The sequence below is a fragment of the Rhizobium sp. Leaf453 genome (genome assembly GCF_001425605.1).
GTDB lineage: Bacteria > Pseudomonadota > Alphaproteobacteria > Rhizobiales > Rhizobiaceae > Pararhizobium.
The window spans coordinates 226,408-237,529 of the sequence record NZ_LMRG01000031.1 but is presented as its reverse complement, the minus strand read 5'-3'; the positions used below and the strand labels follow the sequence as shown (position 1 = coordinate 237,529).

Below are 11,122 nucleotides of genomic sequence, written 5' to 3'. Positions count from 1 at the left end.
TGGCGCGGGGTGGAGCAGCCCGGTAGCTCGTCAGGCTCATAACCTGAAGGCCGCAGGTTCAAATCCTGCCCCCGCAACCAATCAACAAAAAACCCGCCAATCAGGCGGGTTTTTGCGTTGATAATGGGGCGAGGATTGAAGGCAGCTGAACCGCCCCGGGTTTACCGGAGGCTCCAAATTCTGAGCTAGCCATATTCGATGCTGGAGACGTAGCCGTTCTCGCCGGTTTTCTCGACGAACGGCCAGTATGGGTCATCACCTCAAAAATTCAAAAATTTCCGAAATGACCGAAATTACAACTGGCGCAAGCAGGTTGAAATGTTGAGAATGTCAGCGTTGCTCCATGCATGATCGGATTTGCCATGAAAATTGCAGTGTTCAGTGCACACCCTTATGACCGGCAATTCCTCGATGAAGCCAACCGGCGCGAAGAGGTGCCTGTCGAATTCGTCTACCATGAAACTACATTGTCGCAGTCTACGGCGGTTTTCGCGCACGGATGCGATGCAGTCTGCATCTTCGTCAACGATGTGGCCGATGCGGCGGCGCTGGAAGCGCTTCATGGGCTGGGCGTGCGCGGCATCCTGTTGCGCTGCGCCGGTTTCAACAATGTCGATCTGGATGCGGCCGGCAGGCTCGGACTGTTCGTGGCGCGCGTTCCGGCCTACTCACCGGAAGCCGTGGCGGAGCATACGATCGCGCTTATCATGACGCTGAACAGGCAGACGCATCGGGCCTATAATCGCGTTCGCGAGGGGAACTTTCAGCTCAACGGCCTGTTGGGCATGACGCTGCATGGCAAGACCGCCGGTGTCATCGGTACCGGAAAGATCGGCCTTGCCACGGCACGAATCCTCAAGGGTTTTGGCTGCCGGGTGCTGGGGTATGATCCGTTTCCGTCAGCGGAATTTGCCGGTCTCGGCGAGATGGTGGATCTGAAGACGCTGCTGGCGCAATCGGATATCGTCACGCTTCATTGCCCGCTTTTCGATGACAACCGGCACATGATCAACGCCGAGACGTTGGCGATGATGAAGCCGGGCGCGATGCTGATCAATACGTCCCGTGGGGCCTTGATCGATACGAAGGCTGTCATTCAGGCCTTGAAAACCCGCCGGCTCGGCACGCTCGGGATCGACGTCTATGAACAGGAAAGCGCGCTTTTCTTCCATGACAGATCGTCCGACATCATCGCTGACGACGTCTTTCAGAGACTGATGACCTTCCCCAATGTACTGGTGACGGGTCATCAGGGGTTCTTTACAACCGAGGCGCTGCGCGAGATTTCCGACGTCACCTTTGAAAACATTCGCTGCCTGAAAAACGGAACGGATTGCCCGAACAAGGTTGTGAAAGCGTAATCCCCTTCTGAGGCACTCCCAACGAGACAAGCGAGGACATGGCGAATGTGGCAGCAACTCTATGATCCCCTGGGAAATTCGTTTATTTCCGCGCTGGTTGCGGCATTTCCGATCCTGTTCTTCCTCGGTGCCCTGACGGTCTTGAAACTCAAGGGTCTGAACGCGGCGATCATCACGCTTGCCATATCGGTGGTCCTGGTTTTGCTAGTGACCGGCATGCCGCTGGAAAAGATCATGGCGGCGGCTGTCTTCGGCATCCTCAGCGGCCTCTGGCCGATCGGATATATCGTCCTGATGGCGGTGTGGCTCTACAAGCTTGCCGTCAAGAGCGGCAAATTCGATGTCATCCGGGCCAGTATCGCCACCATATCGGATGACCAGCGCATTCAAGTCATCCTGATTGCCTTCTGCTTCGGCGCCTTTCTCGAAGGTGCGGCCGGCTTCGGGGTGCCGATCGCGATTTGCGCCGCGCTGCTGGTGGAACTCGGCTTCAAGCCCATCAAGGCGGCGATGCTCTGCCTGCTTGCGAATGCTGCGTCCGGGGCTTACGGCGCCATCGGCATTCCGGTGCTCGTCGGCGCGCAATTGGGCGGGGTCGAGCTTGCGGACATGTCGGTGATGATGATCTTGATCATCCAGCTCTCGACTTTGTTCGTTCCGTTACTGCTGATCCTTGTGCTCGATGGCTTCAGGGGCGTTCGCGAAACCTGGCCGGTGCTGCTGGTGATCGGCGTTCTCTTCAGTGGTCTTCAGGCGGCGATCCTGTATGCGCTCGGGCCTGAGCTGACTGACATCATACCGCCTCTGGTATCCATGGGGACGCTAGCCCTGTTCATGCAGTTCTGGCAGCCGAAGACCATCTACCGCGAAGAGGGCGCTCCACCGGTATCGGAGCAGCGCTGGTCTCTGGGCGAGGTCATTTCGGCGTGGTCGCCGTTCTATATCCTCACCGGCGTCATTCTTCTTTGGAGCGTGCCGCAGTTCAAGAGCCTGTTCGCTGCGGATGGTCCACTGGCGGCCACGGTGCTGAAGCTGCCGATCCCCTTCCTCCATCTCCAGGTCGAGGAATTGCCACCGATCGTGGAGGCGCCGCATGCCCTGCCGGCGGTCTGGAATGTCGCGCTGATCAGTGCCCCGGGAACAGCGATCCTGATCTCCGTCATCCTGACGACCTTGCTATCCCCAACACTGTCGCCATCACAGGCCTTCAGCCAGCTCAAGGCAACGATCAGCGAGTTGTGGAAGCCGTTGATCATGATTTCCTTGATCATGGCGGTCGCCTATATCGCCAATTTCTCCGGAGCCTCCACCAGCATCGGCCTGGCGCTCGCCCAAACCGGCCGCATCTTCCCGTTGATTTCGCCTGCCATCGGTTGGTTCGGCGTCTTCATCACCGGGTCCGTCGTCAACAACAACACGCTCTTTGCCCATCTGCAGGCGGTTACCGCGACCCAGATCGGCATCAGCCAGCCGTTGCTGGTCGCGGCCAATACATGCGGCGGCGTGATGGCGAAACTCATCTCGCCGCAATCCATCGCTATCGCGGCGGCTGCCGTCGGGCAGGTGGGACGCGAAGCGGAGATTACCAGAACGACCCTGTTCTACAGCTTCGCGCTTCTGGTCTATGTGTCAGTGTGGACGTTCATTCTGTCGTTTTTCGTCTGAGACGAACGGAGGGACAACAATAGCGATTGGCTGGTCGCCGCGCCCCTCAAGATGAACATGTCAGGGCGACGTGGAGGTCCGGTTCACGTGAAGAACCGGTCCCGCATGACCTGCGCCTTCTTCGCTCTTGCACGACCGGCCTCGCCGTATCCTTCCTTACCCGCTGGGGCGACGTTTCGCTGGCTTGCGCAGGGGATTTGCTATTGCCCAAATCAAGGAAGCGTTCTACGGTTCCTTGCCTAAATCTGTGCTTTTATGCAATCATATGGGGTACGTCATGCGGGTTAAAGATGTGATGTCGACGGTGGTCGTCAGTGTTTCCCCGGACAACAGTGTCTGGCATGCGGCCGAGATCATGCTTGCCAATCAGCTCAGCGGTCTTCCTGTCATCCATGATGATGGGGCGGTTGTCGGCATTATCAGCGAAGGCGACCTGATCCGTCGAACCGAACTCGGCCGGGGAGCCATCGACAACCTCGCCACCGCCGATCTGCCGGCGGAGGACAGGGCGCAGGCCTTTGTGCGACATTCCTCCTAGAGGGTCGGCGATGCGATGAGCCGCAACCCGATCGGCGTCAGTGAAGACGCGGAACTGGGGCATGTGTCCGAACTCATGCAGAAGCACGGCATCAAGCGTCTTCTCGTGACGAGGGACGGGGGGCTCGTCGGGATTGTAAGCCGCGCGGACTTGCTGAAGGCTCTGGTCACGACGGAACGGACCGGTGTTGACGTTGCGGCAGGCGACGAAGCGCTTGGCCGCAGCATCGCGGCGCGGCTGGCCGATACGGGAATCGAAAACCTCGATGTGAAGGTTACCGTCATCGACGGCATCGTCCATCTGTGGGGAGACATCCAGAACGAGGAAAGCAGACGTGCAGCCTGTGTCGTCGCCGAAAATATCCGCGGCGTGAAAGGCGTCGTCGCGCATTTTTCGGAACCTTCTGCGTGATGGAGTTAAAAATGCCGCGACCAAAACGGCCTGTGATCGGGCGCGCGGGCGAGGTTCCTACAAGCCTTGAGACATAGGCTAAAGCAGGATGACACCCGGCGAGTTGCAGTGAAGACCCACGAGTGGCCGTCGAACGACAAGCATTTTCAACAGGGTGAGGAACTCTCCATGACTTCGCTTGAACCGGCTTCATCGATCCTGACCACGGACCAACCGCTGACCCCGAAAGAACTGGAACTGATCGATGCCTATTGGCGAGCATCGAACTATCTCTCCGTCGGGCAGATTTATCTCATGGGCAATCCGTTGCTCAGGGAACCGCTGAGGCGCGAGCACATCAAGCCGCGACTGCTCGGCCACTGGGGAACGTCGCCGGGGCTGAACATGCTCTATGTTCATCTCAATCGCGTCATCAAACGCGATGACCTCGACATGATCTATATCATCGGCCCCGGACACGGCGGACCGTCCCTTGTCGCGCATGCCTATCTCGAGGGGACGTACAGCGAATTCTATCCCAATGTCAGTCAAGACGCCAAGGGGATGCAAAAGCTGTTCAAGCAGTTCAGCTTTCCTGGCGGCATTCCCAGCCATGTCGCGCCGGAAACCCCCGGGAGCATTCATGAGGGGGGCGAGCTTGGATATGCCTTGAGCCACGCCTATGGCGCGGCCTTCGACAATCCCGATCTGATCGTGGCCTGTGTGGTTGGGGATGGCGAGGCCGAAACAGGTCCGCTCGCGACGGGATGGCATGGCAACAAGTTCCTCAACCCCGCACGAGACGGGTGTGTCCTGCCTATCCTCCACCTGAACGGATACAAGATCGCCAATCCCTGTTTTCTCGCCCGGATTCCGCAGGAAGAACTGACGAAGTTCTTCGAAGGCATGGGCTACAAGCCTTATTTCGTCGAGGGCAAAGATCCGGATGCGGTGCACCAGCGCCTCGCCCATGTTCTCGATCTTGCCGTGTCGGAGATCAAGGCCATCTGGGCCGATGCGCGGACGAACGGCAATCTCAAGCGCCCCGCCTGGCCGATGATCGTTTTGCGAACTCCGAAGGGCTGGACCTGCCCGGAGGAAATCGACGGCAAGAAATGCGAGGACTATTGGCGGGCGCACCAGGTGCCCATGGGCGACATGGACAAGGAAAGCCACATCCGTATCCTGGAAGGGTGGATGAAGAGCTATCGGCCGGAGGAACTCTTCGATGATGGCGGCGGCCTGAAACCGAAAATTGCCGATCTGGCTCCAACCGGCCGGCGCCGGATGAGTGACAATCCGCATGCAAACGGCGGGGCATTGCTGCGCGACCTGAAGATGCCGGGCTTTTCCGATTATGCGGTGGACGTGCCGTCGCCGGGCGAGACCATGGTGGAGTCGGCGCGCGTGATGGGGACTTTTCTCCGAGATGTGATGAAGTTCAACATGGACGCCGGAAACTTCCGCATTTTCAGCCCGGACGAGAACAATTCCAATCGCTGGCAGGATATCCTCGACGTCACGGATCGCTGCTACATGGCCGAAATCTACCCGGAGGACGACCGGTTGTCGCCGGCTGGCCGCGTGATGGAGGTTCTGAGCGAACACCAGTGCCAGGGCTGGCTAGAGGGTTATCTCCTCACCGGGCGGCACGGTTTCTTTTCATGTTACGAAGCCTTTATCCACATCATCGACTCGATGTTCAACCAGCATGCCAAGTGGTTGAAGGTCTGCAACGAGATCCCATGGCGCCGGTCTATCGCCTCGCTGAACTACTTTCTCAGTTCGCATGTCTGGCGGCAGGATCACAACGGCTTCAGCCACCAGGACCCGGGCTTCATCGATCACGTCGTCAACAAGAAGGCCGATGTCATCCGCGTCTACTTGCCCGCGGATGCAAACACGCTGCTGTCGGTGACCGATCACTGCCTGCGCAGTCGCAACTACGTCAATGTCGTCGTCGCGGGCAAGCAGCCTTCACCGCAATGGCTGACCATGGACGAAGCGATCAAGCACTGCAGCGCTGGCCTCGGAATATGGGAGTGGGCAAGCAACGACAAGGGGCATGAACCGGATGTGGTCATGGCCTGTTGCGGCGACGTGCCCACGCTGGAGACGCTCGCCGCCGTCCAGTTGATCCGTGAACACCTGCCGCAATTGCGTGTCAGGGTTATCAACATCGTCAACCTGATGAAACTTCAGCCCGAGCGCGATCACCCGCACGGCCTGTCTGATCGCGATTTCGATACGCTTTTCACGAAAGACAAGCCCGTGATATTTGCCTTTCATGGCTATCCTTCTCTCATTCACCGGCTGACATATCGCAGAACCAATCACGGCAATTTCCATGTTCGCGGATATAACGAGGAGGGAACGACGACAACGCCGTTCGACATGGTGGTGCTGAACAAGCTGGATCGCTTCCACCTTGTCGAGGACGTCATCGATCGCCTGCCGCAGCTTGGTGCCCGCGCGGCCTATTTCAAACAGGCAATTCACGACAAGCTCATAGAGCATCGCCGCTATATCGAGGAGCATGGCGATGACATGCCGGAAATCAGTGGATGGAAATGGGGCGGGACGTCCGTTGGCGACGTGCCGGGAACATCGACGGAAGGGGACAATCTTTGACCATGGATGGAATGATTGTGAACGGTTGTCTGCAACCGTTCACGGCTCAGCGATTTTGGCCGAGCCGCAATTTCGGAACAATCAGGTGACGCTGCCGATGGTTGCTTTGGCCGTGCATCAATAGGCGAATAAATGCCAAAGGCCGCCCAGAAGGCGGCCTTGAATTCCTCAGCGATACGCGGCTCTCAGCCCTTGCGGCCCGGGCCGGGCTTCTTGGCCGACGAAATGCCGCTTTCGCGCTCGAGCTTCTTGCGGGCGAGCTTGCGCACGCGGCGGATGCCTTCGGCCTTTTCGCGCGCACGCTTCACGGACGGCTTCTCGAAATGTTCGCGCAGGCGCATTTCGCGGAAGACGCCTTCGCGCTGCAGCTTTTTCTTCAGAAAACGGAGCGCTTGCTCAACGTTGTTGTCGCGGACCAGAACCTGCAATGTAAACTCCTTGGATCACTGAGGCTCTCATAAAGCCTTGCGCCTTGCCGATCAAGTCGTGGAGACCGTGTTCGACGGCTCGATGGGCCGATTGTCGGCTTTTATTTGTAGTTGTCCGCCTGCCAGTGCCGCGAATGCTGTTGCTGACAACGTGTTTCACGATTGCTGTGCGCACGTCGTGTTCAGAAACGTGCCGTCGAATGGCAGGTCAAGCACTGCGCGGTCTGTCGTGATGCGCAGGGCATCCTCGATGATATCGATGGAACTGACCGTGCCATCGGCCAGAATTTCGCTGGCACCGATCACGGTGCGAATGTCTTCAGCCATTGGCAGTAGGAGCGAGGTGGCGATGCCCGCGGCGGAGAGTGCGTTCGAAGCGATTGAGGCATTGTGGCCATAGTTGAAGAATGTGCAGGCATCTTCAATTCCCAGGACACCGCGGTGGCGACCGTTCCAGGGAGGGGGGAAACGCCCGCCGTTCGAATACCAGAGCACGGTGCTCGGAAGCATGCCCGCAGGTTTCAGCACCAGCGCCATGTCGCGCTCGGCCGGTCTTGCCGCGACGGACCATCCGAACGAGTTGGAGGGCTGTTCGTGGAGCATGACGAAATCCACGTGACCGTCATCCAGTGGGTATTTCAGGAGATCCGAGCGGCCGCCGTCCGCGCGTGGAAAAATGTGAAGGTCGGCGGAGGTGGCGGGATAGGCCAGGACGGATCGCCCCTTGGCCGGGTCCGGTTCCACGCTGTCGGGCATGGTTTCCGCACGCATTTTCGGGGAGACCGAGAGGAGGCCGCCATTCGGGAGGTCGACCATGGTGTGACAGGCGACCGGCAACCGGCCGGCGCCGCCTTCGAACCGGTGCGACTGATAGAGGAAGGGATGGCCGTCGCGCACGGTGAGCGTCTTTCGCAGCGTGGCAGACAGGATCGGTCGCTGCAAACGGAAGGTGGCGCGGGTGCCATCCATCAGTTGCTCGACATTGTCCAGTTCCCATCGACTGTTGGCCGACCAGCCATGCGGTGGGGCTGGCTCCAGGTCCGATTTTCCGAAGGGCGCACAGAAGAAGTCGATGGACAGGCTTTTCAATTGCGGCGGTATGGATGCGTCAATGGCTTCATTTCTCCAGGGTGCCTGATGGAAAGGAGAAATGTTCCGGCCGTCTCTGGTGACCGTAAACGCAGAAATATGCCCCACGGCCAGATCCAGGGCGACATTGATGCCAACCGCCGAGAGAGTGAAACTGGCCATGGGAGAGGAAACCTGCACGTCAGGCGAAGGTGCCAGCATATTGGCCCATGCGGATCAGGCCCTGCATATAGCCGATCGCATGCGCCCGGCCGCGATGGTTCCAGTCGGTGTCATCATCCATGGATGGGACGTGATCGTCGATGATGAAACCATTAAAGCCGTTGCGGGCGAGAAGCGCCATTGCCTCGGCGGGATTGAAGTTGCCGTCGCCGATGAAGCATTCGGTGAAGCGCGGCACGGTTCCCTGCACGTCGCGGAAATGCACATAGGCGATTGCGCCGAGCGGGCCGAAATGCTCGATCATATCCCTGACATTCTTCGCGCCGCCCGGCATTTCGGAGCAGCAGCCGAGGCAGAGATCAAGCGCCCAGGCCGGGCTTGCGCCCGCGATCGCATGTGCCTTTTTGAAATTGTCCGTGCGGTTGAAGATTCGCGCCACGCCGCCGAGGCTTTCGACCGGCGGGTCGTCCGGGTGCAAGGCGAGGCGGATGCCCTCCTCTTCAGCGACCGGCAGGACGGCCTTGATGAAATAGGTGTAATTCTCCCACATCTGCTCGGCGGTGATGACATCGGTGTCGCCGGTGTGCAAAGGGAGCGCCTGCGTCTTGCCGAGGCCGGTGGGCAGGAAGGTGCGCAGCGTGTCGGCGTCATCACGTGCCGCCTCGACCAGCGACATGTCGAAGGTGCGCGCCATCGCGCCGCCACGGGTCTCTGTCTTGCGATCGGTGGTCCAGACGCCGTTCGGGGTGAAATGATATCCCAGAACGGGTATGCCGGCGCGGGCGACGGAGCGGATCGTGTACTGGTAGTTTTCGATCTGCTCGTCGCGGCCCGGCAGGCCAAGCATGGCCTTGTTGTAGAATTGCGCCGGAACGTTCTCGATCGCCTCGAAGACGAGGCCGTAGTTCTTCGCCTTCTCGACCAGCGGCCGGATGTCTGCCATCTCCCAGCGGACCTCGCCGGGAAGATGGGGATTGTTCATCTGGACACCGGTCACGCCGGTCTGTGCGGCAAAACGCAGTTTCTCGTCGGTCAGTTCCTTGAACTGGCCGATGGCCAGCCGAATGCTCATTGTGCCGCCTCCAGTTTGCCGATGGGCTCCAGCGGCTCGGGGCGATGGCGGTTCACCATGCGCGTGCCGTCCTCGTGCGGTGTCGCGCACCAGCGGGCGGCATTGGCCAAAACCTTGCGGATTTCCGGCTGGAAATAGATCGGGAAGCTTTCGTGGCCCGGGCTGAAATAGAAGATGCGTCCGCGGCCGCGATGATAGCAGCAGCCCGAACGGAAGACTTCGCCACCTTCGACCCAGCTGACGAAGACCAGATGGTCGGGCTGCGGGATATCGAAGGGCTCGCCGTACATTTCCGACTGCGGAACGACGATGGATTCCGGCAGGCCCTTGGCGATCGGATGGGCGGGATCGACGACCCAGACCCGCTCGCGTTCTCCGCCTTCATGCTCGCGCCAGCTGAGATTGCAGGACGTCCCCATCATCCGGCCGAAGAGCTTGGAATGATGGCCGGAATGCAGAACGACGAGGCCCATGCCGTCGAGAATGCGCTTCTGGATGCGCGTCACCAGTTCGTCGGGAATCTCCTTGTGGACGACATGGCCCCACCAGAACAGCACGTCGGTGCTGGCCAGCACATCGTCCGTCAGGCCGAAATCCGGATCGTAGAAGGTCGCGGAACGGATCTCGAAATCGTCGGATGCGATGCCGTCGGCAATGGCCTTGTGAATGCCATCGGGATAGACGGCGCGGATCTCCGGCTGGTTGGTCTCGTGCCAGTATTCGTTCCAGATGGTGATGCGGATCTTCTGTGTCATGCCAGCTCCCAAGGCTTGGTTTGCAGGGTGAGGGGCATGCCGCCCTCCTGCGAAGATTGTTTGATCAGGTCCCAAAGCTCGGCCAGATGCAGGCTGCGCTCGGCGGTGGATGGGTTGGCGCAGCGCCCGGCGCAGGTGTCGGCGAACACCTGCAGCACGGCATTCAGGTCCTCGCCTGCCGTTTCCCGCGTCAGGGTCTGGCCCTGCCGGAGTTCGGTCCACTTGCCCCAGATATCGACGCGCAGGATCGCGTCTTCATAAAAGAACGTCAGGCTGGATTCGCAGCCGGGAATGGTGTCGCCGCAGAAGGTCAGGTTGACCGGTAGACCGCCTTGCAGGAGGGCGAAGACGCCGCCGGTCAGCTCGTAGTCGCGGCCGCGGTTCTGCAGCGACGCCGAGACGCGCTCGTAGCCGAGGCCGGATACCTGTATCGCTGCGTTCATGATGTGCGAGCCGGTGTCGAAAATGAAGCCGCCGCCGGAAAGAGCCGGAACCTGTTTCCAGCTGGTGCCGTAACGGTCCTGCCAGTCTTCCCAAACCTCGCCATGCACGCAGAGGAGGGCGCCGAATTCACCATCCGCCGCACGCTGGCGCATGCGCTTCAGAAGTGGAGACAGCGAGGCCTGATAGGCGACGACGACATGCTTGCCGACGCGGTCGCGGGCGGCGATGATGTCGCGGGCCTCGTCGGCGTTCAGCGACATCGGCTTTTCGAGCAGCAGGTTCAGGCCGCGTTCGAGGGCTGCCTTGGCATAACCGGCATGGAAGGCGTGCGGCGTCGAGATATAGACGGCGTCGAGTTCCCTTGCCTCGGCCTCCAGCAGCGCCTCGGCTGTCGGGTAGATGCGGGGATTGCCGCCGGCATTGCGGACGATGTCGGCATAGCGATCGATCGAGGCCGGGCTGGTGTCGGTGAGGGCGGTGAATTGCGGGTTGAGTGGGCTTTTGACCCAGGCGCGCGCATAGCTGGCAGCCTTCAGGCCGCAGCCGATGACGCCGATCTTCAGTGTCATGGTGTCTCCATTGTCAGT

The 11,122-nt window shown here is 59.9% G+C and carries 8 protein-coding genes, 1 tRNA gene and 1 pseudogene; 5 read left to right on the top strand and 5 right to left on the bottom strand.

Annotated features, from left to right (window positions below):
* Positions 1 to 3: 3 nt before the first annotated feature.
* From ASG68_RS30160 to ASG68_RS30140, 5 genes and pseudogenes are all read left to right on the top strand, one after another.
* Positions 4 to 80: transfer RNA gene (locus ASG68_RS30160), tRNA-Met, on the top strand.
* A gap of 282 nt (positions 81 to 362) precedes the next feature.
* Complete coding sequence (locus tag ASG68_RS30155; protein ID WP_062584963.1) at positions 363 to 1,361, top strand: 2-hydroxyacid dehydrogenase; 999 nt, start codon at positions 363 to 365, stop codon at positions 1,359 to 1,361.
* A gap of 45 nt (positions 1,362 to 1,406) precedes the next feature.
* A complete protein-coding gene (locus ASG68_RS30150; protein WP_062584922.1) occupies positions 1,407 to 3,026 on the top strand; it encodes an L-lactate permease in 1,620 nt (539 codons plus the stop codon).
* Positions 3,027 to 3,303: 277 nt separating this feature from the next.
* A pseudogene (locus ASG68_RS30145) lies at positions 3,304 to 3,975 on the top strand (CBS domain-containing protein).
* Positions 3,976 to 4,143: 168 nt separating this feature from the next.
* Positions 4,144 to 6,585, top strand: coding sequence for a phosphoketolase (locus tag ASG68_RS30140; RefSeq protein WP_062601863.1), 2,442 nt, complete (start codon positions 4,144 to 4,146; stop codon positions 6,583 to 6,585).
* Positions 6,586 to 6,770: 185 nt separating this feature from the next.
* Here the strand turns inward: ASG68_RS30140 and rpsU are convergent, their stop codons facing one another.
* The 5 genes from rpsU to ASG68_RS30115 form a co-directional block, all read right to left on the bottom strand.
* Positions 6,771 to 7,013, bottom strand: a complete 243-nt coding sequence (rpsU, locus tag ASG68_RS30135; protein ID WP_062584918.1) for a 30S ribosomal protein S21 — start codon at positions 7,011 to 7,013, stop codon at positions 6,771 to 6,773.
* Between the two features lie 156 nt (positions 7,014 to 7,169).
* Positions 7,170 to 8,264: a hypothetical protein gene (locus tag ASG68_RS30130; RefSeq protein ID WP_062584916.1), complete on the bottom strand. Its 1,095-nt coding sequence runs from the start codon at positions 8,262 to 8,264 to the stop codon at positions 7,170 to 7,172.
* Positions 8,265 to 8,283: 19 nt separating this feature from the next.
* Positions 8,284 to 9,336: a mannonate dehydratase gene (locus ASG68_RS30125; protein WP_062584914.1), complete on the bottom strand. Its 1,053-nt coding sequence runs from the start codon at positions 9,334 to 9,336 to the stop codon at positions 8,284 to 8,286.
* The gene (locus tag ASG68_RS30120) at positions 9,333 to 10,091 is read right to left on the bottom strand and encodes a ThuA domain-containing protein (protein ID WP_062584912.1); all 759 of its coding nucleotides are present in this window, start codon (positions 10,089 to 10,091) and stop codon (positions 9,333 to 9,335) included. The genes ASG68_RS30125 and ASG68_RS30120 overlap by 4 nt, the downstream gene beginning before the upstream one ends.
* Positions 10,088 to 11,104, bottom strand: a complete 1,017-nt coding sequence (locus tag ASG68_RS30115; RefSeq protein ID WP_062584909.1) for a Gfo/Idh/MocA family protein — start codon at positions 11,102 to 11,104, stop codon at positions 10,088 to 10,090. The genes ASG68_RS30120 and ASG68_RS30115 overlap by 4 nt, the downstream gene beginning before the upstream one ends.
* Positions 11,105 to 11,122: the final 18 nt, after the last annotated feature.

Bases quoted from the DNA above. Each gene is read 5' to 3' on its own strand.
- ASG68_RS30155 (WP_062584963.1), top strand. From the start codon at position 363: ATGAAAATTGCAGTGTTCAGTGCACACCCTTATGACCGGCAATTCCTC.
- ASG68_RS30150 (WP_062584922.1), top strand. From the start codon at position 1,407: ATGTGGCAGCAACTCTATGATCCCCTGGGAAATTCGTTTATTTCCGCG.
- ASG68_RS30140 (WP_062601863.1), top strand. From the start codon at position 4,144: ATGACTTCGCTTGAACCGGCTTCATCGATCCTGACCACGGACCAACCG.
- ASG68_RS30130 (WP_062584916.1), bottom strand. From the start codon at position 8,264: ATGGCCAGTTTCACTCTCTCGGCGGTTGGCATCAATGTCGCCCTGGAT.
- ASG68_RS30125 (WP_062584914.1), bottom strand. From the start codon at position 9,336: ATGAGCATTCGGCTGGCCATCGGCCAGTTCAAGGAACTGACCGACGAG.
- ASG68_RS30120 (WP_062584912.1), bottom strand. From the start codon at position 10,091: ATGACACAGAAGATCCGCATCACCATCTGGAACGAATACTGGCACGAG.
- ASG68_RS30115 (WP_062584909.1), bottom strand. From the start codon at position 11,104: ATGACACTGAAGATCGGCGTCATCGGCTGCGGCCTGAAGGCTGCCAGC.